The 24,567-nt window shown below is 38.6% G+C and carries 20 protein-coding genes; 16 read left to right on the forward strand and 4 right to left on the reverse strand.

Annotated features, from left to right (window positions below):
* Nucleotides 1-2 precede the first annotated feature (2 nt).
* The 12 genes from GYM62_RS17465 (at nt 3) to GYM62_RS17520 (ending at nt 15,133) form a co-directional block, all read left to right on the forward strand.
* On the forward strand, nt 3-767 hold the full coding sequence (locus GYM62_RS17465; protein ID WP_144605964.1) for an exodeoxyribonuclease III: 765 nt from the start codon (nt 3-5) through the stop codon (nt 765-767).
* 35 nt (nt 768-802) lie between these two features.
* The gene (locus GYM62_RS17470) at nt 803-1,204 is read left to right on the forward strand and encodes an ATP-binding protein (protein WP_091653382.1); all 402 of its coding nucleotides are present in this window, start codon (nt 803-805) and stop codon (nt 1,202-1,204) included.
* Nucleotide 1,205: 1 nt separating this feature from the next.
* The gene (gene ybeY, locus GYM62_RS17475) at nt 1,206-1,631 is read left to right on the forward strand and encodes an rRNA maturation RNase YbeY (RefSeq protein WP_219957363.1); all 426 of its coding nucleotides are present in this window, start codon (nt 1,206-1,208) and stop codon (nt 1,629-1,631) included.
* Nucleotides 1,632-1,709: 78 nt separating this feature from the next.
* Nucleotides 1,710-3,578 (forward strand): tRNA uridine-5-carboxymethylaminomethyl(34) synthesis enzyme MnmG, encoded by a 1,869-nt coding sequence (gene mnmG, locus GYM62_RS17480; protein ID WP_219957364.1) that lies wholly within the window; start codon nt 1,710-1,712, stop codon nt 3,576-3,578.
* 100 nt (nt 3,579-3,678) lie between these two features.
* On the forward strand, nt 3,679-4,473 hold the full coding sequence (locus tag GYM62_RS17485; protein ID WP_255590418.1) for a class I SAM-dependent methyltransferase: 795 nt from the start codon (nt 3,679-3,681) through the stop codon (nt 4,471-4,473).
* Nucleotides 4,470-6,170: an Ig-like domain-containing domain gene (locus tag GYM62_RS17490; RefSeq protein ID WP_250161354.1), complete on the forward strand. Its 1,701-nt coding sequence runs from the start codon at nt 4,470-4,472 to the stop codon at nt 6,168-6,170. The genes GYM62_RS17485 and GYM62_RS17490 overlap by 4 nt, the downstream gene beginning before the upstream one ends.
* A gap of 532 nt (nt 6,171-6,702) precedes the next feature.
* Nucleotides 6,703-8,451 (forward strand): long-chain fatty acid--CoA ligase, encoded by a 1,749-nt coding sequence (locus tag GYM62_RS17495; protein WP_144605960.1) that lies wholly within the window; start codon nt 6,703-6,705, stop codon nt 8,449-8,451.
* A gap of 255 nt (nt 8,452-8,706) precedes the next feature.
* Nucleotides 8,707-9,168 (forward strand): MarR family winged helix-turn-helix transcriptional regulator, encoded by a 462-nt coding sequence (locus GYM62_RS17500; RefSeq protein WP_144605959.1) that lies wholly within the window; start codon nt 8,707-8,709, stop codon nt 9,166-9,168.
* 47 nt (nt 9,169-9,215) lie between these two features.
* On the forward strand, nt 9,216-11,621 hold the full coding sequence (locus GYM62_RS17505) for a 3-hydroxyacyl-CoA dehydrogenase/enoyl-CoA hydratase family protein (RefSeq protein ID WP_144605958.1): 2,406 nt from the start codon (nt 9,216-9,218) through the stop codon (nt 11,619-11,621).
* A 61-nt stretch (nt 11,622-11,682) separates the two neighbouring features.
* Nucleotides 11,683-12,054 (forward strand): four helix bundle protein, encoded by a 372-nt coding sequence (locus GYM62_RS17510; RefSeq protein ID WP_091653371.1) that lies wholly within the window; start codon nt 11,683-11,685, stop codon nt 12,052-12,054.
* 91 nt (nt 12,055-12,145) lie between these two features.
* Nucleotides 12,146-13,321 (forward strand): acetyl-CoA C-acyltransferase, encoded by a 1,176-nt coding sequence (locus GYM62_RS17515; RefSeq protein ID WP_091653369.1) that lies wholly within the window; start codon nt 12,146-12,148, stop codon nt 13,319-13,321.
* 18 nt (nt 13,322-13,339) lie between these two features.
* A complete protein-coding gene (locus GYM62_RS17520; RefSeq protein ID WP_219957365.1) occupies nt 13,340-15,133 on the forward strand; it encodes an acyl-CoA dehydrogenase family protein in 1,794 nt (597 codons plus the stop codon).
* A 60-nt stretch (nt 15,134-15,193) separates the two neighbouring features.
* Here GYM62_RS17520 and GYM62_RS17525 read toward each other — a convergent pair whose 3' ends face one another.
* The gene (locus tag GYM62_RS17525) at nt 15,194-18,196 is read right to left on the reverse strand and encodes an AsmA-like C-terminal region-containing protein (protein ID WP_219957366.1); all 3,003 of its coding nucleotides are present in this window, start codon (nt 18,194-18,196) and stop codon (nt 15,194-15,196) included.
* A gap of 105 nt (nt 18,197-18,301) precedes the next feature.
* On the reverse strand, nt 18,302-19,645 hold the full coding sequence (gene dgt / locus GYM62_RS17530; RefSeq protein WP_219959484.1) for a dGTP triphosphohydrolase: 1,344 nt from the start codon (nt 19,643-19,645) through the stop codon (nt 18,302-18,304).
* Nucleotides 19,646-19,749: 104 nt separating this feature from the next.
* Here dgt and GYM62_RS17535 point away from each other — a divergent pair, with 104 nt between their 5' ends.
* The 4 genes from GYM62_RS17535 (at nt 19,750) to GYM62_RS17550 (ending at nt 22,953) form a co-directional block, all read left to right on the forward strand.
* Entirely contained in the window at nt 19,750-20,562 is an 813-nt protein-coding gene (locus GYM62_RS17535; protein ID WP_219957367.1) for a DUF4382 domain-containing protein, read from the forward strand.
* 87 nt (nt 20,563-20,649) lie between these two features.
* Nucleotides 20,650-21,450, forward strand: coding sequence for a DUF4382 domain-containing protein (locus GYM62_RS17540; RefSeq protein WP_186300116.1), 801 nt, complete (start codon nt 20,650-20,652; stop codon nt 21,448-21,450).
* On the forward strand, nt 21,450-22,475 hold the full coding sequence (gene ribD / locus GYM62_RS17545) for a bifunctional diaminohydroxyphosphoribosylaminopyrimidine deaminase/5-amino-6-(5-phosphoribosylamino)uracil reductase RibD (protein ID WP_144605953.1): 1,026 nt from the start codon (nt 21,450-21,452) through the stop codon (nt 22,473-22,475). Before GYM62_RS17540 ends, ribD begins: the two co-directional genes overlap by 1 nt.
* Nucleotides 22,468-22,953 (forward strand): GAF domain-containing protein, encoded by a 486-nt coding sequence (locus GYM62_RS17550; protein ID WP_144605952.1) that lies wholly within the window; start codon nt 22,468-22,470, stop codon nt 22,951-22,953. The genes ribD and GYM62_RS17550 overlap by 8 nt, the downstream gene beginning before the upstream one ends.
* Here GYM62_RS17550 and GYM62_RS17555 read toward each other — a convergent pair.
* Together GYM62_RS17555 and GYM62_RS17560 are read right to left on the reverse strand one after the other, a co-directional pair.
* Nucleotides 22,940-23,560: a thiamine pyrophosphokinase gene (locus tag GYM62_RS17555; RefSeq protein ID WP_144605951.1), complete on the reverse strand. Its 621-nt coding sequence runs from the start codon at nt 23,558-23,560 to the stop codon at nt 22,940-22,942. The genes GYM62_RS17550 and GYM62_RS17555 overlap by 14 nt on opposite strands.
* Nucleotides 23,560-24,540 (reverse strand): dipeptidase, encoded by a 981-nt coding sequence (locus tag GYM62_RS17560; protein ID WP_144605950.1) that lies wholly within the window; start codon nt 24,538-24,540, stop codon nt 23,560-23,562. Before GYM62_RS17560 ends, GYM62_RS17555 begins: the two co-directional genes overlap by 1 nt.
* Nucleotides 24,541-24,567: the final 27 nt, after the last annotated feature.

The raw sequence follows: 24,567 nt of genomic DNA on the forward strand, positions 1-24,567 counted from the left end.
GGATGAAAATTATTTCATACAATGTAAATGGAATCAGGGCAGCCATCAACAAAGGATTTGTGGATTGGTTGAAGACTGAAAACCCAGATATCATTGGAATTCAAGAACTTAAAGCAGATATTTCCCAAATTGAACCAAGTATATTTACTGACTTAGGATATGAGTTACATTGGTTTCCTGCTGTCAAAAAGGGATATTCCGGAGTAGCCATATTTACCAAAATCAAACCCAAATCAATCAAAATGGGAATGGGTTTGGACAAATACGATGATGAAGGAAGATTGATTCAAGCAGTATTTGATAATTTCTCCTTTTTATCTGCGTATTTTCCTTCAGGAACCACTGGAGATATTCGACAAGACTTCAAATATGAGTTCTTGGATGATATCTATGGATATATGCAAGATTTGAGAAAAGAGCATCCTAATTTGATTTTAAGCGGAGATTATAATATTTGTCACAAGGCCATAGATATTCATAATCCTGTGTCAAATAAAAACTCTTCAGGATTCTTGCCAGAAGAAAGAGCCTGGATGGATAAATTCACCGAATCAGGATTTGTGGATAGTTTCAGACACTTTAATCCAGACCCTCATCAATACACTTGGTGGAGTTATCGGGCAAATGCACGATCAAAAAATCTGGGATGGCGTATAGATTATCATATGGCTACTGCGGAAATGCAGAACAAATTAAAAAGCTCAGTAATTTTGCCAAATGTGGTGCATTCGGATCATTGTCCGATTGTTTTAGAAATTGAAGATTAAACGCAAATAAATATTACCCATAGCATATAAAAGGAATGAATTCTATAAAAATTTCAATACCATCACTGATTGAGAACATAAAAATCATTGAGAGCTTCATTGACAATGCTCGCGAGAAGTTTGAAATCAATGATGATATCTATGGGAATATTATGATTTCTGTCACAGAATGTATCAGTAATGCTATCATTCACGGAAACCAAAGTAACAAGAACAAGCTGGTTCATCTGGAATTGAAAGCAGAAGAGGATCAACTGCAATTCATCATCGAAGATGAAGGAGAGGGTTTTGATTTGGAACAATTACCTGATCCTACTTCCCCGGAAAATATCGCCAAACCAGGAGGCAGAGGAATCTTCTTGATTCGACATTTGACTGATGAGGTAAAGTTTGAAGAAAACGGAAAGAAAACAATCCTTTCCTTTTACATGGATTAACATGGCGATTAATTTCTTTACTGAAGACAGCCCTTTTCAGCTCAAGCAGAAAAACAAGAGAAAGCAATGGCTTAAAGAAATAGCCAAATCGGAATCCTTTCAGATTTCTGATCTCAATTATATTTTCTGTTCGGATGAATATTTGTACCAAATTAATGTGGAGTATTTAAATCACCACACTTATACAGATATTATCACCTTTGACAATTCAGAAGAAGATGGACTTATCGAAGGAGACATTTTCATCAGTATTGATAGAGTTCAGGAAAATGCATCCAAACATCTAGTCAAAGAGGAAGATGAATTAAGCCGAGTGATTAGTCACGGTTTATTTCATCTGATTGGATACAAAGACAAGAAGAAAGAAGAAGCAGAACTCATGAGAACAAAGGAAGAGTTCGCTATTGAATTATATAAAAAATCATAGTGTTCCACGTGGAACAGTAAATCAAATTGCACACTTCATTAGTAAGTGTTCCACGTGAAACAGTAAAGGAAAATTATCATGTTTCAAAAATATGATGTCATAGTAGTAGGAGCAGGACATGCCGGATGTGAAGCAGCACATGCTGCGGCAAAGATGGGTTCTAAGGTATTATTGTGTACCATGAACATGAATACCATCGCACAGATGTCCTGCAATCCAGCAATGGGTGGAGTAGCTAAAGGACAAATTGTACGGGAGATTGATGCACTCGGAGGTATGTCTGGGATTATTTCAGATAAATCCATGATACAATTTCGTATGCTTAATAGATCAAAAGGTCCTGCCATGTGGTCTCCAAGGTCTCAAAATGACAGAATGAGATTTGCTGAGGAATGGAGATTGGCCTTAGAAGCAACACCCAATGTGGACTTTTGGCAAGAAATGATTACTGGAATCATTGTCAAAGACAATAGAGTAGTAGGTGTTAAAACCGGAATAGGTTTAGAAATAGAATCAGAAACTGTTGTCCTAACCAATGGGACATTCTTAAATGGTATCATTCATATAGGAGAGAAACAGTTTGGAGGAGGAAGAACCGGAGAAGCAGCAGCTAAAGGAATTACAGAACAATTGGTGAGTTTGGGATTCGAAGCGGGAAGAATGAAAACCGGAACTCCTCCAAGAGTAGATGGTAGAAGCCTCGATTATTCCAAAATGGAAGTTCAACACGGAGATGAGAACCCTGAAAAATTCTCTTATTCTGATGAAACAAGTCCATTGAAAGAACAAAGACCCTGTTGGATTACTTACACCAATAAGGATGTACACCAAACACTGGAAACTGGTTTTGACAGATCTCCTATGTTTAATGGCCGAATTCAAGGCTTGGGTCCGCGCTATTGTCCATCAATTGAAGATAAAATCAACCGCTTCGCTGAAAGAGAAAGGCACCAAATTTTTGTTGAACCAGAAGGATGGAACACTGTAGAAATCTACGTAAACGGTTTTTCTACTTCTCTACCGGAAGATGTTCAGCAGAAAGCCATGAGGCAAATTCCAGGCTTTGAAAATGCAAAAATGTTTCGACCAGGATATGCCATAGAATACGACTTCTTCCCACCAACTCAACTCAAGATCACACTTGAAACACAATTAGTAGAAAACCTATTCTTTGCAGGTCAGATCAATGGTACAACTGGATATGAAGAAGCGGCATCTCAGGGTCTAATTGCAGGAATCAATGCAGCACTGAAAACTCAGGAAAAAGATCCATTTATATTGAAAAGATCAGATGCATACATAGGAGTACTCATAGATGATCTAATCAATAAAGGTACAGAGGAGCCTTATAGAATGTTCACTTCCAGAGCTGAATTCCGATTATTGCTTAGACAGGATAATGCTGATTTGAGATTAACAGAGTTGGGTTATTCTATCGGTTTAGCTGATCAAAAAAGATTTGATAAGATGCAGGATAAAAAAGAGCAAACTGCAAAATTGATCAATGATTTGAAGCAGAAAAAGCTACTTCCTGACGAAACAACAAATGAGGGGCTGGAAGCTATTGATACAGCTGCTATCAAGGAAAAAATCAGTGCTGAAAAACTTCTAAAAAGGCCTCAAATCGGGATCAGTGATTTGAAGAAGCTGGATAAAGAATTGGCTACTTATTTATCAAAATATCCAACCGAAGTATTAGAGCAAGCAGAAATTCAAATCAAATACGATAGCTATATAGAAAAAGAACAGCAAATGGTGGAGAAGCTTTCTAATATGGAAAACTTTAGAATCCCTCAGAGATTTGATTATTTAGCTATCCCTGCTTTATCTGCTGAAGGAAAACAAAAATTGAATAAAATTAGACCAGAAACATTGGGTCAAGCTTCCCGAATAAGTGGGGTATCACCAGCTGACCTATCCATATTGACTGTTTACCTTGGAAGATAAACCTGTAGAAAGATTAACAAAATGCCCGCTTTGTAAGAGTGGGCTTTTTCTTAATTACACCGAGATCCCGGATTTCGCTGTAAGTAAGGAGAGATTCATTTTGTGTAAATGCACGAAATGTCAGTTGGTATTTACCAATCCTAGACCAACAGAAAAAGCGATAGCTCCTTATTATGACTTTCCAGAATATTACTCCCATTCTACTAAGAGCAAATCTTTAACAGCTCTGATCTATTCTAAAGTCAGAAAATATTCTATCAAGAAAAAATTCAAGTTGATAGAATCATTAAAAACAGAGAAATCAATTTTGGATATAGGCTGTGGAACTGGAGAGTTTTTAGCTTATACCAAAAAGAACGGATGGAATGTAGAAGGCTTAGAGCCAAATAAAAATGCCAGGAAGCTGGCAAAAGAAAATCTGCAACAAAAAGTCCATAAAAATCTTATTGATTTAGATCTAAAGAAAGAGTTTGATATTATTACGCTATTCCACGTATTAGAACATATTCATTCTTTAAGAAAAGGGTTCAAAAAGGTATTAAGTCATTTAAAATCAGATGGTTATATTATTTTAGCAATCCCAAATTTTGAAAGTGAAGATGCAAATCGATATGGAAAATTCTGGGCAGGTTGGGATGTGCCTAGACATCTTTATCATTTCAATGAAAAGTCTATAAATTATCTGGCAGAAGAATTTGATTTAAGTATCAAGGAAAAAAAGCCCATGATATTCGACAGTTATTATGTGTCGCTTTTATCAGAAAAATATCAGAACCCAAATTCCAATATACTAAGCAATTACAGCAAGTCATTTTGGACAGGATTAAAATCAAATCAATCAGGAAGAAAGACCGGTAATTATTCAAGCAACCTATATATCCTTCAGAAAAAGTGAAGATAAAATACACCTTTCTATTAGTTTTTTCTGTTGCATTATTCACTCAATGCGCAAAACAAAGTACACCTCAGGGAGGACCTAGAGATGAAGACCCACCAAAATTATTGGAGGCAAATCCTAAAGACCAATCAATAAATATCAAACCCGAAGAGATAGTCTTAGTATTTGATGAATATATCAAACTAGATAACCCCAATAAAAATATCATCATTACTCCAAGAGTAAAAAAGGATGAGGTGGTAACTACCGCTTTAAAAAATACTGTCACAATAGAACTTAATCAGGAATTAGAAGATAACACTACCTACGTATTCAATTTTCAAAAATCAGTTCAGGACTTATCAGAGGGAAATCCTGCAGAAAATCTAAAAATTGTCTTTTCAACAGGTTCAAGTATAGATAGCCTGGAATTGAGTGGTCAGGTTAATTTCTATTTCCCAGATAAACAGACGGATTTCAAAAACGTATTGGTAGGCTTATATCCAGAAAATGACACAACAGATTTATTTGCTGCAGCACCTTATTATATATCGCAAGTAGACAGTACAGGCCAATTCAAAATAAGCAATATCAAGAATGGAAATTACAGAGCCTATGCTTGGAATGATGCTAACAACAGTTTAAAGGCAGAATTCAAATCTGAGGCTCACGATTTTTTAAAAGACACAATCACCATTGAAGAAAATATTGAAGGAGCCATATTCAATCTATCTCAAGCGGATTTAACACCTATTAGATTACTCAGATCATCTTTTACTAATGGAAGCTATGATTTGATCCTCAATAAAAATGCGGTAGACATCAAGCTTGAAAATGAGAGTCTGGGAAAGAGCATATTTTACACTAAAGAAGACAAAAGGATTCGCTTATTTTCAGATAAAAGCATTCCTGATAGCTTAGCATTTAAGGTTAATTTGATTGATTCTGTAGGATATCAAATTGATACGCTGATCTATGCCAAATTTCCAGTCAATGAAAGAAAACCAGAGGAATTAACTGTAAAAGCTAATTCGGGCAAAAATTTCACTGGCACTATGGAGGCCATTCTAAGCTTTAATAAGCCAATAACAAAGATCCACACAGATTCTCTTTATATCCCACTAGACTCAGCGAGAAGTATCAAAATAGGACCAGAGATGTACTATTTTGAGGATTCAAGTATGAGAAATGTTCTCAGATTAAAGGTATCCATTCCAGACAGCACACAATCCGATGTTGTTACTCTGACAGTTGCAGATTCTACTTTTCAGGATATACAGCTTCAGTATAATCTAAAAGAATTAAAAGCTAATTATCGAAAAATCAGACCAGAAACTTTAGCAGACTTACTGGCCGGCAGAATTAATAATGCAGAACCACCATTTGTGGTACAGTTGATTGATAACAAGGATGAATTAAAGGCAGAAAAGAAGCTTATAGACACCAATAATTTCCGTTTTGAACGGATAGAAGCAGGAACTTATAAGATAAGAGTCATAGAAGATAGAAATGGAAATGGAAGGTGGGATCCAGGAAACTTCTTTGAAAACAGACAGGCTGAAAGAATTTTCTATTTTAGAAATCCAGAAAATTCAAGTACGGATATCATCATCAGAGGTGGATGGACTAATGATGGAATCATCATTGAACCTTCAAAAACTACTGGAATCAGTCAGAAAAAACCTGTGGACAACCCATCAGAAGACGGTGGATAAGTAAAGCATAAAGTGGACTTAACTCACACTTATACACCACAGGCAAGAGTTTGAAAAGTAAAGCCTACGAAAAAGGGGATAAGCTAAGATCTATCAACAGAGATCACATAAGATTTCCACAGCATAGTTAGACACCTTTCAAAACACAGAGCTCATCCACAAAAATATCGAGTTAGCTATAAAATCTTTGTGATCAAATAGATACAAGTGGATAAACTGAGGATAAGTCGTAGATAAGTAATGTATAAGATTGGAAGGAAAGTGGGGAATCAAGAAATCAACACTTACCAACATTTCCACAGCCTTAATAACCTTAATAAGAAATTTTTTAAAAATTAATCTAATAGAGTTATAAGCAAGTGAATACTGTGGATAGCTATCCTTTCAATTTTATTTTTTGGTTATATTAGGAGCTAATCAATTTTCAATACAAACAAAAAATCAACCGTTTTCCGCAGACTTGAGTTAGTAGTTAAAAAGAAAAGCTCAAACCTTCGGACAATAGATCTCTTAGCTCATAAACAATAAACCCATGGAATTAAACCGTCTTTTTGATTTAGTGCCTTATCAGATTGCCAAATTTGATAAAACAGATGCCGTTGCCAGAAAAGAAAATGGAGAATGGATTACTTATTCTTCGAGAGATGTCAAAGAGATCATTGATAATCTGAGTTTGGCTTTCATGAAAGCAAATATTGCTGCAGGAGATAGAGTGGCTATTATTTCAGAAAATAGACCGGAATGGAATTTTGTTGATTTGGCTTTGCAGCAAATAGGAGCGATTTCTGTTCCTATGTATCCAACGATTACCAGTGATGATTATGCTTACATATTTGATCATGCTGAAGTCAAAATGATTTTTGTTGGGGATACTACTATTTATGAGAAAGCGATTGAGGTAGCAGGAGATCGCAAAATTTATTCTTTTGACAAAATTGATGGCGTTGAGCACTGGACTTCCTTAAAGGAGACTGGCCTTTCTGGTGATCTTTCCATATTGGAAAAATCAAAAGCTGCCGTGAAATCCGAGGATTTATTTACGATTATCTATACATCCGGAACGACAGGGAGACCAAAGGGAGTGATGTTAACTCATCATAATGTATTAAGTAATGTTTTGTCGGTTTCTCATATCATGAGTCCACCAGAAGGTACCTCCAAAGTTTTAAGTTTCCTTCCGCTTTGCCACATTTTCGAGAGGACAGCATCCTTCTGTTTCTTCTACTTGGGTTTCTCGATTTACTATGCAGAGAATATGGATAGTATTGGTGAAAATTTAAAGGAGGTACAACCACACGTATTCAATACAGTTCCGAGACTTTTGGAAAAAGTTTATGACAAAATTGTAGCAAAAGGTTATGAGCTATCAGGTATTAAAAAGCAATTATTTTTCTGGGCATTAAATCTTGGATTAAAATATGATCCTGCTGCAGATATGGGTGGATGGTATAATTTTCAACTCAAAATTGCCAACCAGCTCATTTTTTCAAAATGGAGAGAGGCATTAGGCGGAAATATTATGCAGATTAATTCTGGAGCCTCCGCCTTGCAACCTAGATTGGCCAGAGTTTTTTGGGCTGCAGGAATAAAAGTCTGTGAAGGTTATGGTCTGACGGAAACGTCTCCCGTGGTGACTGCTTCTATTTCCAATCATGAGGAAATCAGAATTGGTTGGGTCGGCAAGATTGTCAAAGATGTGGAAGTGAAAATCGCAGAAGATGGTGAAATCCTAGTCAAAGGACCCAATGTCATGCAAGGGTACTACAAGAACCCCGAGATGACCGCAGAGGTACTTAAGAATGGCTGGTTCCACACAGGAGACATAGGTGAGCTTGACGGAAATTATCTCCGAATCACTGATCGTAAAAAAGAGATGTTTAAAACCTCCGGAGGAAAATATATAGCGCCTCAGGTGATGGAGAATAAATTCAAGGAATCAACCTTGATTGAGCAGTTGATTGTCGTAGGTGATAACAGAAATTTCCCTGGTGCATTGATCGTACCGAGTTTTGATGGATTGAGAGAATATTGTAAGCGAAAGGATATTCCTTACACCACTGATAGAGAAATGATCCAAAGAGAAGATATTCTGGAGAAGTACCAATCTGAGGTGGATTCCCTCAATAAATATTTTGGAAAATGGGAGCAGATCAAACGCTTTAGATTACTGCCTGAAGCTTGGGGAGTAGAATCAGGTGAACTGACTCCTACGATGAAATTGAAACGAAAAGTAATCCATCAGAAATATGCCGATGAAATAGAAGCCATTTATCAGGTTTGATTTGAGTCAAAAAGTTTCTGTAAATGACTTTTAAGTCCTTAATCCCAGTAATCAAAAGAAAATTCCGAAAGAACCTCAGTTTATTAATTATATTCTGATAAATTCAAATCATTGAGATTAATTAAAATAATATTTTATAATATTTGTTAATTCCAATCAATATTTGTGATGCATGCATAACTTTTTTTCAAATATAGTATGCATGCATACAAAATTTTTTTAAATTAGGTCTCCTCAAAACAATGGGAGATCCGTATGAAGAGAGAAGAAACAGTAGATTTTCACATTAAGAGTGCCTGGCATGCTATATCCAGGATGTACAATCAGCATGCAGCCGAAGAAGGCTTTACCACTGCCATTGGTTTTGTATTGATCAATATCAATTCCAAAGAAGGAACCCCCGCGACCAAAATTGCTCCCAAGCTTGGCTTGGAAACAAGAAGTCTTACCCGTATGCTGAAGACTATGGAAGAAAAAGGATTGGTCTACAAAAAACCTGATTTGGTGGATAAGCGATCAGTGAGAATTTATCTGACTGAAGAGGGAAAACGAAAAAAGGAAATATCAGTAAAGACGATTAAAGAATTTAATGAACAGATCCGACAGGTTATTCCTGAAAAAGATTTGGAAAGCTTCTTTGCCACCTTTGAAAAAATCCAGATGGTCATTGACCAGTTCAGCGGAATTGAAGTGAATAAACCTATATATGAACTATAATTTCCAAGATTCTTCTTGGAATCAAGACTACCAAAAAACCCAAAAAAATGAACAAAACCATTAAAAAAGTAGCCGTTTTAGGTTCCGGAGTAATGGGTTCCAGAATTGCCTGTCATTTTGCCAATATTGGTGTACAGGTGCTTTTACTGGACATTGTACCTTTTGAGCTCACAGAAGAAGAGCAAAAGAAAGGCCTTACCCAGGAACATCCTGCTGTAAGAAACAGAATTGTCACTGCTGCACTTCAAAATACATTGAAGTCGAATCCTTCTGCCATCTACGACAAAACCTTTGCATCAAGGATCACTACAGGAAATTTTGATGATGATTTGTCGAAAATTAAGGATTATGACTGGATCATTGAGGTAGTTGTTGAAAGGTTGGATATCAAGCAACAACTTTTTGAAAAAGTCGAAAAATTCAGAAAGCCTGGCACTTTGATTACCTCGAATACTTCCGGTATTCCTATGCACATGATGTGTGAAGGTAGAAGTGAGGATTTCCAGAAAAATTTCGCAGGAACTCACTTTTTCAATCCGCCTAGATATTTAAGATTATTAGAAATCATTCCTGGTCCTAAGACTGATCCTGAAATTGTTGATTTCTTGATGGATTACGGAGATAGATTCCTTGGAAAGGAAACTGTGCTTTGTAAAGATACTCCGGCCTTTATTGCCAATAGAATTGGAGTTTATGCCATTATTTCTGGGATGCATACCATCGAGAAGATGGGATTTGGTGTATCTGAAATTGATAAGATGACAGGACCAGTAATCGGTAGGGCAAAATCAGCAACCTTCAGAACGATGGATGTGGTAGGTTTGGACACTACTGTCAATGTTGCCAACAACTTATACAAAGCACTTCCTCACGACGAGTCCAGAGATAAGTTTAAGCTTCCAAAAATTATGGAGGTCTTATATAACAACAAATGGTTCGGGGATAAAACAGGTCAAGGCTATTTTAAAATGATCCGTCACAAAGACGGAAGTAAAGAACTCAAGGAATTGGATTTCGAAACCTTTGAATACAAGGATGTAGAAAAACCAAAAATCAAAGCACTTGAAGCAGCAAAGGATATCGAGGATATGAAAAAGAGAATCAAATTCTTGATGAATTTTGATGATAAAGCCGGTGAATTTTATAGAGCTTCTTTCTATGATTTATTCAAATATTGCTCTCATAGAATTCCAGAAATATCTGATGAATTGTACAGGATTGATCAAGCAGTATGCGCGGGTTTTGGTTGGGAATTGGGTCCTTTTGAAACCTGGGATATTCTCGGAGTGAAGGAAACTGTAGAAAAAATGGAAGCGGCGGGTGAAAAAGCTGCTGATTGGATTCATGAAATGCTAAAAGCAGGAAATGAATCTTTCTACAAAGTTGAAAATGGTAAAAAACTCTACTACGATATCCCATCCAAATCATACGTAGAAATTCCGGGTATAGAAGATTTTATATTGTTGGATACTCTCAAGGCTTCAGGTAAAAAACTCTGGGGAAATGCAGGTGCAAGCGTATATGATATGGGAGATGATGTCATAGGATTGGAATTCCATACCAAGATGAACTCCCTGGGCGCTGAGGTAATCGAAGGAATCAACACAGCGATTGGAATGGCGGAGAAGTCCCACAAAGGTTTGGTAATCGGAAATGAAGGAGGAAACTTCTCAGCCGGAGCCAACTTGGCAATGTTGTTCATGTTTGCCGGAGATCAGGAATTTGACGAAATCAATCTGATGATTGCGCAATTCCAAAACACCATGATGAGAGCTAGATATTCTTCGGTTCCGGTTGTGGTTGCTCCTCATAATATGGCCTTGGGTGGGGGTTGTGAACTATCCCTTCATGCTGATCACATTCAGGCGCATGCAGAATTGTACATGGGATTAGTGGAAGTAGGTGTAGGCCTCATTCCTGCAGGTGGTGGTACCAAAGAAATGACCAAACGCTTTGCCAATACCGTGAAAGATGGAGATGTGGAATTGAACCTATTACAGGAATACTTCATGAATATTGCTATGGCCAAGGTGTCCACTTCAGCTGCCGAGGCAAAAAACCTGGGTTACCTGAGAAATCAGGACGGCATCACCTTAAACAGAAAGCGTCAACTGGCTGAAGCAAAAGCAAAAGTATTAGAGCTACATGAGGCCGGTTATACTCAGCCTGTTCAGCAAAGCAATATTCGAGTTTTGGGAAAAACCTCTTTAGCTCTATTTGAAGCTGGAATTACCGGAATGAGATATGGTGCTTACATCTCAGAGCACGACGCAAAAATTGCCAGAAAACTGGCTTGGGTAATGTCTGGAGGAGATTTGTCTTCCCCAACAGAGGTTTCAGAACAGTATTTACTGGATCTGGAAAGAGAAGCATTTCTGAGTTTGACGGGAGAGAAAAAGACTTTAGAAAGGATTCATAGCATCCTATTTAAAGGAAAACCGCTTAGAAATTAGAGATGAGAAGCTAGAATCGAGAATCTAGAGACCATTAGTAAACATTTTTACCAGATGACTTATGAAGTTGAGACATAATTTTAAAAACCTGACTGTTTGGAGAAAATCGGTGGATTTGGCAGTAAAAGTTTATGAAACAACGGCCCTATTTCCTTCTGAAGAGAGATTCGGAATGACCTCTCAAATGAGAAGATCTAGTGTATCTATTCCTTCAAATATTGCTGAAGGAACCGCAAGAAATTCTTCGAAAGCGTTTTCAAATTGTCTTGATATAAGTTTAGGTGAAAGTTTTGAATTGGAGACTCAAACGATTATCGCAACTAGAGTAGGATTGTTGAACCAAGAAGCATTCGAATCTATCAATCTTGAACTTGACGAAATACAGAAAATGCTGATTGGTCTCAAATCTAACATAGAGTCAAACCCTTATTAGCTCATGCTCTCGCTTCTCGTATCTAATCTCTCGCTTCATATTTAAAAGATGCACTTTAAAAATTAACAATAGACACTCAAGTAAACTAACCATGGACGCATATATAATTAATGGATATAGATCAGCAGTTGGAAAATCCAAAAAAGGAGGATTTCGATTTTACAGACCGGATGATTTAGCTGCAGATGTAATCAAACATTTGGTGGCCAACACTCCAGGACTGGAGGCTAAAATGGTCGATGATCTCATAGTAGGAAATGCAGTACCTGAAGCGGAACAGGGAATGCAGATGGGAAGAATGATTTCTTTGCTGGCTTTAGGCATAGATAATCCAGGGTTTATCATCAACCGCTATTGCGGATCTGGATTAGAAGCCATTGCATTGGCTGTTGGTAAAATCAAGGCTGGAATGGCTGATTGTATCATAGCAGGTGGCACAGAATCTATGTCTTTGGTACCAATGATGGGCTACAAAACTGCCCTAAACTGGAAAATTGCCTCTGAGCATCCGTCCTACTATTTAAGCATGGGCTTGACAGCTGAGGAATTGGCCAAAGAATATTCCATTACCAGAGAGGACTCCGATGCATTTTCGGTTCGATCCCACGAGAGAGCACTAGCTGCAATTAATGGTGGAAAATTTAAAGATGAGATAGTTCCAGTAGAAGTTGAAGAAACCTACCTGGATGAAAAAGGGAAAAAGAAAACAAGAAAGTTTGTTGTAGATACAGACGAAGGTCCTCGAGCAGAAACTTCCATGGAGGTTTTGGCAAAATTAAAACCGGCTTTTAAAAATGGTGGGCAGGTGACCGCAGGAAATTCTTCCCAAACTTCCGACGGTGCAGCCTTCGTGGTTGTCATGTCTGAGCGATTGATGAAATCTCTGAATTTGGACCCCGTTGCTAGAATGATGTCCTATTCAGTAGCTGGGGTAGATCCCAGAATCATGGGAATAGGACCCAAAGAAGCAGTGCCAAAAGCCTTAAAACAAGCTGGTTTGTCTATGTCAGATATTGGCTTGGTAGAATTGAATGAAGCCTTCGCAGCTCAAGCTTTAGCAGTAATCAGATCACTGGATATGGATGAAGAATTGGTGAATGTAAATGGTGGTGCTGTTGCATTAGGTCACCCGCTGGGATGTACAGGAGCGAAGTTATCAGTGCAGCTCTTCAATGAAATGAGAAGAAGAAATTCCAAGTACGGAATGGTCACGGCCTGTGTAGGTGGTGGTCAGGGAGTTGCTGGAATTTATGAACTATTGAAATAAAAGAATATAAAAAATAAAATGACAACTCTATCAAAATCAATCCAAGGAGGAGAATTCCTTATTCGGGAAACAGATGCCCAGGACATCTTTATTCCAGAGCAATTTACTGAAGAGCAAAAAATGATGGCTCAGGCATGTCAGGATTTTATCGATACGGAAATCACTCCGAATATCGAGGAAATTGACAGTATGAAAAATCCGGATTTAGTTCCTTCCATTTTCAAAAAAGCGGGTGAACTTGGTCTATTGGGTATTTCTGTTCCGGAAGAATTTGGTGGAATGGGAATGAGCTTCAACACTTCCATGTTGATTGCTGATATTATTGGAGCTGCTGGTTCTTTTTCTACTACCTACGGTGCTCATACGGGTATAGGCACATTGCCTATTTTGTATTATGGCAATGAAGAACAAAAGCAAAAATACCTTCCTAAACTGGCAACTGGTGAATGGGCGGCATGCTATTGTTTGACCGAACCGGATGCTGGTTCAGATGCAAATAGCGGTAAAACCAAAGCAACTCTAACTGAAGATGGAAAACATTATCTGATCAATGGACAGAAAATGTGGATTTCCAATGCAGGTTTTGCAGACTTATTCATCGTGTTTGCAAAAATTGAGAATGATAAAAATCTGACAGCCTTCATCGTAGAAAAATCCTTTGGCGGGATTACAATGAATGAAGAAGAAAAGAAAATGGGTATCAAAGGATCTTCTACCCGTCAGGTCTTCTTCAATGATTGCAAAGTTCCTGTGGAAAATATGCTTTCTGATAGAGAAAATGGCTTTAAGATCGCTGTGAATATCCTGAATATCGGAAGGGTAAAACTAGGAGCCGGAGTATTGGGAGGGGTTCGTACTGTGACTTCTTTGGCAGTAAAATATTCTACAGAAAGAAAGCAATTCGGAGTTAGTATCAATTCTTTCGGAGCAGTAAAGCGTATGTTGGCAGAAATGGCAACCCGTACTTTCGTTTCTGAATCACTTTGCTATCGTGCCGGACAGGATATTGAAGATCGAATGGATGCTTTGGCTGCAGAAGGCATGCCTGATGCGGAAGCAAAATTGAAAGCTTTGGAACAGTTTGCAATTGAAGCAGCAATAGCCAAAGTACATGGATCAGAAGTTTTGGATTTCGTCGTAGATCAAGGCGTTCAGGTATATGGTGGCATGGGATATTCTGCCGATGCCCCGATGGAAAGAGCATACAGAGATGCGCGTATTGCCAGAATTTATGAGGGGACTAATGAAATCAACAGAATGTTGATGGTTGGAATGCTATTGAAAAGAGCGATGAAAGGTGAAATCAACCTTTTTGAGCCGGCAATGGCTGTTTCCAAGGAATTGACATCTGTTCCATCCTTTGAAACTATCGATACTTCTGAGCTATTTGCATCTGAAAAAGATGTTTTGGTTAAGCTCAAGAAGGTTTTCTTGATGGTTGGTGGAAAAGCAGCCATGGCTCTTCAGGATAAAATTGAAGATGAGCAGGAAATCATGATGAATCTTGCTGATGTGATGATTGAAATTTATGCAGCAGAGTCAGCGATTTTAAGAGCTGAAAAACTGGTAAGTATCAAAGGAGAAGAAGCTTGCAAGCATCAAATTTCCATGGCTCAAGTTTATCTTTCAGAAGCAGTGGAAAAAATCAACGCGGCAGCTAAAGAAGCTATTGCTTCATTTACCAAAGGAGATGAGCAAAAAGTGATGTTGATGGGATTGAAGAGATTTACTAAAATGGATCTGATCAATACCAAAGAGCTGAGAAGACAAATAGCTGATTACATGATTGAGGCTGGAAAATATCCTTTTTAAATAATCACAGATAGATTGAGAAAGGCCTCCTGTTATGAATGCAACAGGAGGCCTTTTTTATTAATTTTTGGTAGAAGTAGTATCCGGCTTGGTGGGTTTGGGAGTTCCTTTGAGTACTCCTTTCAATATACTCTTTGCCTCCTGTACTACCTTTTCTGCACTTTCACCTGTTTTCTTTTGTAATTCTTTCTTCACGCTGTCCTGAACCATTTCGGCTTTGAGTTTCAGCTGATTTTTTATGCTGTCTTGTGCTGCCTGAAATTGCTCTTGAGCCTGATTTTGAAAGTTTTGTTTTTCGGAATCAAATCTGGATCTGAGCGCATTTGCCAGCAGTGTCTCTATACTATTTCCTCCGGCCAAACTCACTTTAGGCTGATTATAAGAACCGGCCAAGTTGATGGATAAAGGAATCAATGTGGACTCATTTGCCTGGCTTCCTGAAATACTAGCTAAAATACTATTAGCCTGTGCTCCAAATTTCCCAGCCGGCACCTGCATGTTCAGTAAATAATTAATGGACCCGTCAAACCCAGCTGTTCCTTGTACGGTGGTTTGATAATCCCATAATTTCACATCGAAAGGCTTTACCTCCATCATCCCGTTTTCAATACTGATCGGAACTTTGATATTACTCAATTTGATGGTGTTGGCATCTTTTAATTTGGTAAGGCTGGTCAAACCTTCCAGTATTTTATTTTCTTTCAAAGCAGCTTCGGCAATCGCCAAAATTCCGGATACATCCAAAGAGGAAAGCACAGGCATCATGTCTGGACCCAAGAGGCCACTGAAATTGAGTTTGGTATTGAATCGGCCTGTTATATCCTTGGCAATCGGAGCAAAAGCTTTGACTGTTGTAAGGTTTTGAAAAGCCTTGGCTATACTTAACTCTGAGATATCCAAACTCATATCGAATTTTGGATTGGAAATATCTCTTGGGTCATAGTTTCCATTCAGCGTGATTCGTCCATCTAGGGTTTTCATTCCTGCCTCATTGAAGCTGAGAATTCCCTCTCTTAAAACCATGGTTCCTCGGACCTCCTTGAGATTGAGGTTATCATAGATTACCTCATCCGCTCTCACAGCCATGGTGAAGTCAATATTTTTTGGTAAAGCGATCACTTCCAGTTTGCTGCTGTCTGTACTTGAGCTACTACTTTCGCTCATCCATTCATTGATATCAAAATAGGAACTGTTCAGGGAAAGCTGTCCTTTCAATGTTCCGTTTTCTGAAAGCAAATAATCCATATAGTTGGATAGAAAACCGGAAGCTGTCAGTGGGCTTTTTCCCAGTTTCGAATCAAACTCCACCAATTCAGCTCGCTGGGGGTTGAAATTGGCTTTAGCTTGATTGATTGCCACTCCCTGAGGATAGTCTTTAGATTTGAAGAAAAATTGGGAAACAGTGAGGTCTCCTGAAGTATTGATTCTAGAAAACTGCTCTTTTTCCACATCCTGATATGAGCCGGTACTGTTGATATTTGCCTGAATTTTTCCTTTCAATTCGGTATCTGCAATTGGGAAAATCGCCATGATTTTCTCTAAGTCCACCGCTCCTGCTACAGCACCTTGCCAGTTGAGCGCCTCAAAATCCGCTATTCTAAGGTTTCCTTCAATTTTTTCACCTTCCAGCTCAAAACCGAAACTGCTGAAGTCTGCCACAAAATCCTGCATACTTCCCTTATCGCTTCGAATCGAGGCAACCGCATGAATTTTTTCCAATGCGGCAGGATACTCTGCATTTTTTACATATCCCTCAGAAAATTTAAACTGGGCAGCAATAGCAGGTAAAACCTTATTGGTAGAATCATATCTGCCTTTGGCTCGTGCGCTAAAGTCCAGATTTCCTGCAAGGCTAGTCCCTTCAATTGGGAAAATAGAAGTAAGTTCTTTCAAGTTAAGCTTACCATTCAGCTCCCCTTCCATCAGGTAATCCCTGAGGTTTTGAAGAGTGAAATTCCCTGAGATGGGATTTGAACCAAAATTCATGGAAAAAGTAGGAATCTGAATAGAGGTATTCTCAAGTTGAGAGGTTTCATTCTTTACCGCCATGTTGACGTTAATTTTGTCCACAGGCTTAGGAAGTTCTGGGTACTGAAACATTCCATCCTTAATTTGAAGATTAATATCAAAAGAAGGGATGCTGGTTTCAGTGTAAAGTCCTTTGACAAAACCTTCAAAACTCATAGTTCCTGAGGATTTGATAGAGGAGAAGCTTTCGGTATACATTCCCGGAACTAAAGAAAGAACACTTTTAAAGTCCGAATCAGGAGCAGCAAAAGCTAGGTCGTAATCGACTCCTTCTTCGGGTAAGGCTATAAAGCCATTCATGTTAAAAAGAAAATCATTCAGTCCAAATTTTCCATTTTCAAAACTGAATTTCATGTTTTCCAGGTCGACCTGAACGTTGGCATCTCCCTGAAATTTTTTATTGGTTAGATAATGAGTTCCTTCATAAGCCATATCTGCGATAGTTGCAGTAGCTTTGACAGGCAAATCATAAACATCCAAGGTAAAATCGCCAGAGCCCCTTGCCATGATATCCGCTAAGGCCATGGTAAACTGCAAGGATCTATCGTCATAAATCATGTTGACGTGATTTACTTCGATTTGCTCTATGCCTATTCTAAAGTTGCTTTCAGATGATTCTGATTCAGAGTCTAAAGATTTGGTAATGTCATAATTGGCTGTTCCGTCTTCTAAGACTTTGATATAAAGATCGCCACCATTCAAATGCAATCCAGTGAGCATAGGGTAATCCCCGAAAAGAACAGATTTTAAATTGAAATCCAGATCCAATTGATCTACCTGAATCAGTGTATCCCCTTCGAATTGGTCTTTTCCGATAATTCCAAAATCTCCTAAGCCAGCGCTGACATCGGGAAAACTTCGAAAAATGCTCAAGGATATTTTTTGAGGATTGTAGTAGACTGTAGCATTGATAGACTCATCGAGCTCCTGATTAATTTTTGCGACGATTTTGTCTTTAAAGATGATAGGAATCGCCACTGCACTCAGGATTAGAAAACTAAAAATTGCCAGAAGTATATAGATTGCTTTTTTCATAAAAGATTGATTCTAAATTCTAACGCTAATTGAACCTAATTGATTCAAGTAAAGATTTTGCCAAGCTTTAAAAAGTTAATGGGTTTTCCCGGAAATTCAGAAGAATTAACTTCCTGGAAAGGAAATGCCATTTACTCTGCGGTAAAGGTTGAGAGCGTATTTGTCTGTCATTCCTGAAATAAAGTCGATAAGCGCTCTCAAGAGCGGATAAGGATTCACTTCTTCTCCCCAACCTTTAAGAGGAAAGTCTTCAGGTAATAAACGAAGAATACTTTTGTCTTGGCCTGAGAAATTCTCTGGGGCATAAAACTGATGATACAGTGCTTTTGAAAAGACAGATAATAAACCTTCCAAAACCTGAAATCCTGCCGCCTCTTTTTCCAAAACTACTTTAGACCGGTAGATTTTTTTAACAGAGACTTCTGTGATTTTTTGGAGATGCTTAGCAGAGGGAATGATGTCAGTAAGAGCTTTGTCAAAATTTCCTTTGCACATACTTTCCTCATATTGTACAAAAGCTTCCACAGTTTCCTGAATCAACTCACCAATAGCCAAAGCCCTCAGCGCCCCTAAATTTTGAGAAGCGGTTCTATTTTCCAGCTTTTTAGGATCAAACCTATCTTTTAAGATAGGAGAAAGTAAAGAGATGGTTTCATCAAAGCCCACCAGTCCCATGGTGCATCCGTCTTCCAAGTCTATAATGCTATAGCAAATATCATCTGCTGCCTCTACCAAAAAAGCCAATGGGTGCCGGTACCAACATTCATCCGTAGCTTTTTCTAAGCCCAGAAAAGAAGCCATCTGCTCAAAATCAGTCAATTGATTGATGAAAAAGCCAAATTTCTTCTGACTTCTTCGGGCGATATCCCTATGGGCAATCTGACTAGGCCTTGGATATTTGGTAAATGCTGCCAAAGTAGCATAGGTAAGCTTGAGCCCAAACTGCTTCGATACAAGCATCCGGAATCCTTGGGCATTGCCTTCGAAATTACATAAATCAGCCCATTGCTCTAATCTGACGTGGTTTTCCCATATTTTTCCGGCAGGATGAAATTTAAAAAAATCAGAAATAGCCTCTTCCCCAGCATGGCCAAAAGGAGGGTTTCCAATGTCATGAGTCAAAGCAGCCGCAGCTACGATTCCTCCGATTTCTGAACTGCTGATTCCTAATTTCTGAAGGCTTGGATATTTTTCAATCAAATATTCCCCCGCACTTTTTCCTAAAGATCTGCCTACTGAAGAAACTTCCAGGCTGTGAGTTAATCTCGTATGGACAAAGGCCTGCTCAGGAAGTGGAAAAACTTGCGTTTTATCCTGTAAATTGCGGAATGGGGCAGAAAAAATAATTCTGTCATAATCGATTTCGAATTCACTTCTTGTGGCTTGAGTTGGAATAAATCCAGGTTTGTCTCCAAATCTTCCTCGGGTGAGGAGTCTTTCCCATTTCATCATGCCCAAAAATAAGAAGGTCTAGACTTAAATCCTCAAAAGAATAGAATATTGAACTTGGCATGGACATTGGTCGGGTTTTAATAGCACTAAAACTAAAACCAATGAAAAAACATATTTCTAATTTTCTTCTTGCGATAACAGCCCTTTTTTGCTTCGCTTGTGATTACAATGATTCGCCGGATAAAGGAATGGCCCGCGTAAATTTTTACCTGGTGGATGCCCCTGGAGATTTTGATGAAGTTTGGGTGGAGGTTCTCGCTGTGAGAGTTCGAATGAAGTCTGATAACTCGGATGAGAATGATGATTCATCTTGGAGAGAAATGAATTATGAGCCGGGGGATAAAATGGTCAACCTTTTGGACCTTACCGGTAACAATTCTTTGTTGTTGGGAACCGAGGATTTTGAAGAAGGGGAAATTGATCAAATCAGATTGGTACTTGGAGAAAACAATTACGTAGTTTCTGACGGAAATGAGTTCGATTTGAAGACACCAAGTGCTCAACAAAATGGTCTAAAAATTAAGGTAAATCAGCCTATTGAAGGAGGACAATCCTATAATTTGGTAATTGATTTCGATGTTGCCAAGTCAATTGTAGTTGCAGGAAACTCAGGAAACATTATTCTTAAGCCTGTTTTGAGAGCTTATTTAGAGGAAGCAGCAGGGATTTCTGGATTGGTATTACCATTGGATGCGCAGACCATAGCTGTTTCAGCTAGCAGAAATGGAGAAAGCTTCAACACTTTTACTGATGAAGCCGGGAACTTTAAAATTCAAGGCTTAGAGCCTGGAACATATACGATTTTGATCACTCCAAATGAGCGATATACTCCAGTGAGTTTGGAAGCGGTAGTGGTTGAGCAAGGCGAAATCACTGTTTTAGATCCAGTCACAGTGACTTTGAAAGAAGAATAAGCTGTTAATAATACACCCTCAAAAGCCGGTTCGCCGGCTTTTTTGTTTTTAAGGCCTGAGTTTGACTTTTTGGACTAAATTTGCATTGTGAATAAATCAGCATATTTCTTTTTCTTTTCGGCCCTGACACTTCTTTTTGGATCTTGCGATGGCATCGCAGACAGACAAGAAGGCCTTCTCAATTTGGTTTTGGTAGATGCTCCTCCAGCCTATGATTCTGTTTTCGTGGAAATTCTAGGGGTTGATGTGAGTATGAATGTTCAGGGCAGAGAAAGCACGCAAGAAGTATTTTTCATACCATATGAACTGGGAAATAAGCAAGTCAAGGTTTCTGATTTAGTAGGCGGAGAGGTTTTACTTCTGGGTAGAAGTCCCTTGCCTGTTGGTCAAATCACCCAATTAGCTGTCAGGTTAGGTACAAGAAATTTCCTTTGGGAACGAGAAAACAGATATGCTTTAAATTACGCAGATGGCGTTTCGGAAGAGGTGGTTTTACCTTTAAGCCTGAATATAGAAACTGGGTTTTCCTATGATGTGATTCTGGATTTTGATCTGGAAAAATCCATTCAGACCATTTCTACAAATCCCTTGAGATTAAATTTTACTCCTTCCATAGACTTGGTCATTCCGGGAAATGTTGGAGAAATCAGAGGTACATTTTCTCAAAATCAATTACGTCCAGCCATTTTTGCCATTGCAAATGGAGATAGCACCAGTACTCATGCAAACAGTTCCGGAACGTATCTTTTCAGATTGCCAGAAGGTACTTATACGCTTTACTTTGATCCCAAAAATCAAAACTTCCTTCCAGATACCCTTCAGAACGTCGAGGTTGAAGCTGGAGAAACACTTGCATTGGATCGTTTGACATTTAGACCTAGACCCTGATGGAAATGCATGCCACATATATGCAGCGAGCTCTAGAGCTAGCGGAATTGGGAAGAGGAAATGTAAGCCCCAACCCACAGGTAGGCTGCGTAATTGTTTACGATGATAAAATTATCGGAGAAGGCTATCATCAAAAATACGGTGGTCCCCATGCAGAGGTCAATGCAGTCAATTCTGTCATTGATTCTGAAATGCTAAAAAAATCCACAGTCTACGTCACCTTGGAGCCTTGTGCTCATTTTGGAAAAACTCCTCCTTGCGCCAACCTTTTGGTAGAAAAGCAGGTGAAAAAAGTGGTGATTGCCGCAACAGATTCTAACCCACTTGTTGGAGGGAAAGGAATAGAAATCTTAAAAAATGCAGGAATTGAAGTTGAAACAGGCATTTTGGAAAAGGAAGCGCGAAAGCAAAACCGAAGATTTTTCACTCAAATCGAGCAAAAGAGACCTTATGTCATATTGAAATGGGCCCAAACTTTGGATGGATTTGTAGCTAGAAAAGATTACTCCTCCAAGTGGATATCCAATTCCCAAAGTAGGCAAATGGTGCATAAATGGAGAGCCGAAGAAGATGCTATTTTGGTAGGGAAAAATACAGCATTATATGATGATCCAGCTTTGAATGTGAGAGATTGGGTAGGTAAAAATCCACTTCGCTTGGTCATTGATCCGAAACTGGAACTTAAACCTGATTTGAAAATTTTCGATCAAGCGATACCTACCATTTGTTACAATACAGTCAAATCAGAAATCCAAGGAAATATTGAATGGGTAAAGCTTTCTCCCAACTTTAAAATTTCCGCACTTTTGGAAGACCTTCAAAAGCGAAAAATTCAAAGTGTTTTGGTGGAGGGAGGGGCTTTCCTTTTGAATAAATTTATTGAATCCGAACTTTGGGACGAAGCAAGAGTGTTTACCTCCAAAACCAGATTCAAAGAAGGTGTCGAAGCTCCACAGCTTCCTATTTCTGCCACCGAACGAATCCAATTCCAAGAAGACGAACTAGCCATTTATTATCATGTCTGAAAATTTATTCATCCCTGAAACAGCCACCAAAGCTGAAAAATATGAAGCCTTGCTTCCTCAAATTGAAGCCTTGATTTCGGGGGAGCCGGACTTATATGCCAACCTATCCAATGTAGCCGCAGCTTTAAAACAGGCCTTTGATTTCTTTTGGGTTGGCTTTTATTTAGTCAAAGAAAATCAACTGGTTTTGGGTCCATTCCAAGGACCTATTGCCTGTACGAGAATTTCTTTTGGAAAAGGGGTTTGTGGAACCGCCTGGAAAGAAGGAAAAACGCAACTGGTACCGGATGTGGATGCATTTCCAGGACATATTGCTTGCAGTTCAGCCTCTCGATCAGAGATTGTAGTTCCTGTATTTAAAGGGGATCAGGTAGCGATGGTTTTGGATGTCGATTCTGATCAATTGAATGATTTTGACAACACAGATCAAGAATATTTGGAGAAACTGATGAAATCTCTGAGTGCTACTTTGAGCTAATCAAAGGTTCTCCCACCCAAAAAAGCTCTGAGGATTGAATGCTGGTAAAGCCTTCTGGCACTTCTATTCTAGTGATGTATGTGAGAGGAAGAATTATTTTTCCGTTGGAGTTTTCAATTTCTAGAGGCAAATTTTCCTTTCCAAAAATCTCCAAAATAGTTTCGGGCAGCCATTTTTTGAAAGCACCGTTTTTTACTGGGTAAAATTTCCATCCTGGCTCCAGAATAGTGAGGTCCATTTTTTCTAAAAAAAGAGATAATTCCAAAGCCTTTTCATGAGGAAAACCAACCAGGTGTACTGCTTGATGAGCGGAGGCCAATAAATAGTGGAGAGCATTTTCCAAAGATTCCTGAGGAGAAGAAGTGTAAAATTTCAGGGGATATTGCTCTTCTAAAAGCTGCAAATTCTTTTGTTGAAACTCTTGGCTTGCAAGGATCACATCTATTTTAATAACCCAAGTCAATACCTGCTCCACACAAGTTTCGGCGACCAATACAGTAGGCACCCATTCCAATAAGGGACTGATTGAATCAAAACTGAAGCCTTCCGTATTTAAAATTAAAACTGCAGGCTCTTGTTGCTCTTTGACAAAATGATGGGAAGACATTAGCGGTACAGGTTTTGGTAAAAATTAAGAGCATTTTTATAAGCTAGCTTTTCCAGTGAACTCTGCTCCAAATTAGCTTGAAGTGCCTCCAAAATAGCAGGATACTTTCCAGAATTTTCAGCGAGTGGAAAATAGAAAGGGAATCGATTGGGATCAGGAAAATCCAGTGTGTAAAAAAAGTCTGCACCAAAACATTGCGCCTCTTCTCCACCAATTTCAAATCCATGAAGGATATGTTCGTATAATCTATCCGGCACATCATTATCCAAAAATGCCCGGAGAAAATTCACCCCAATAATCCCTTTTTGGATGATAATTTCTTGAGCAAACTCATCTGACAAATTACGTTTGTGATCCCAAATCGCCCTATAATTGGAATGACTGGCAATAACAGGGATGGAAAGATTTTCTTTTTTGATGTGAGTTAAAATTCCTTCTGCTAATAAATCGGAGGTATGTGAAAGATCAATGGGAATCTTTTTGCCACTCATGTAGTCGAGCAATTTTTTTCCATCATCTTTCAGACCAATTCCTTCCGTGTAATTCCCACCACCAAATCGATTTTCGGTATGGTGAGTAAGACTGATATAGGCCAGCTTTCCTGTTTTTTCCAAAATCCGATCAAACTGCTCGTAAATTTCTTTCCAGGAAGCGTCCTCATGTCCAATTCCAGCCGCATTTTCTATGGATGCCATAATGCCCACTTTTTCAGAAGGAGCTAAATTTTCTCCATCGAACTCCATAAAAGAAGTAGACTCTTTTTCGATTAATTCTCTGAAAATCACAGCTTGTTTCCAACCCAAATCCATAGAACTAGGGCGTACATCCGTATAAATTGCGCAAATCTGCAATCTTACATTTCCATTGATCAGATGAGGAAAAGCACAGGCAATATCCTCTGTTGCAAAAGGACTAGCATTTGGTATTTTGGCTAGATAGGATAATAAATCACAGTGTAGGTCGACTATTGGGAAGGGCATGAATTCTGGCATTTGGACAAAGTAAAC

The organism is Algoriphagus sp. NBT04N3 (assembly GCF_019443765.1).
Classification (GTDB): domain Bacteria; phylum Bacteroidota; class Bacteroidia; order Cytophagales; family Cyclobacteriaceae; genus Algoriphagus; species Algoriphagus ornithinivorans.

Coding starts and splice junctions, on each gene's coding strand:
- GYM62_RS17560 (WP_144605950.1), bottom strand. CDS start 24,540: ATGCCCTTCCCAATAGTCGACCTACACTGTGATTTATTATCCTATCTA.
- dgt (WP_219959484.1), bottom strand. CDS start 19,645: ATGAAATGGGAAAGACTCCTCACCCGAGGAAGATTTGGAGACAAACCT.
- GYM62_RS17550 (WP_144605952.1), top strand. CDS start 22,468: ATGTCTGAAAATTTATTCATCCCTGAAACAGCCACCAAAGCTGAAAAA.
- GYM62_RS17510 (WP_091653371.1), top strand. CDS start 11,683: ATGAAGTTGAGACATAATTTTAAAAACCTGACTGTTTGGAGAAAATCG.
- mnmG (WP_219957364.1), top strand. CDS start 1,710: ATGTTTCAAAAATATGATGTCATAGTAGTAGGAGCAGGACATGCCGGA.
- GYM62_RS17470 (WP_091653382.1), top strand. CDS start 803: ATGAATTCTATAAAAATTTCAATACCATCACTGATTGAGAACATAAAA.
- GYM62_RS17495 (WP_144605960.1), top strand. CDS start 6,703: ATGGAATTAAACCGTCTTTTTGATTTAGTGCCTTATCAGATTGCCAAA.
- ribD (WP_144605953.1), top strand. CDS start 21,450: ATGGAAATGCATGCCACATATATGCAGCGAGCTCTAGAGCTAGCGGAA.
- GYM62_RS17525 (WP_219957366.1), bottom strand. CDS start 18,196: ATGAAAAAAGCAATCTATATACTTCTGGCAATTTTTAGTTTTCTAATC.
- ybeY (WP_219957363.1), top strand. CDS start 1,206: ATGGCGATTAATTTCTTTACTGAAGACAGCCCTTTTCAGCTCAAGCAG.
- GYM62_RS17500 (WP_144605959.1), top strand. CDS start 8,707: ATGAAGAGAGAAGAAACAGTAGATTTTCACATTAAGAGTGCCTGGCAT.
- GYM62_RS17520 (WP_219957365.1), top strand. CDS start 13,340: ATGACAACTCTATCAAAATCAATCCAAGGAGGAGAATTCCTTATTCGG.
- GYM62_RS17465 (WP_144605964.1), top strand. CDS start 3: ATGAAAATTATTTCATACAATGTAAATGGAATCAGGGCAGCCATCAAC.
- GYM62_RS17555 (WP_144605951.1), bottom strand. CDS start 23,560: ATGTCTTCCCATCATTTTGTCAAAGAGCAACAAGAGCCTGCAGTTTTA.
- GYM62_RS17505 (WP_144605958.1), top strand. CDS start 9,216: ATGAACAAAACCATTAAAAAAGTAGCCGTTTTAGGTTCCGGAGTAATG.
- GYM62_RS17515 (WP_091653369.1), top strand. CDS start 12,146: ATGGACGCATATATAATTAATGGATATAGATCAGCAGTTGGAAAATCC.
- GYM62_RS17535 (WP_219957367.1), top strand. CDS start 19,750: ATGAAAAAACATATTTCTAATTTTCTTCTTGCGATAACAGCCCTTTTT.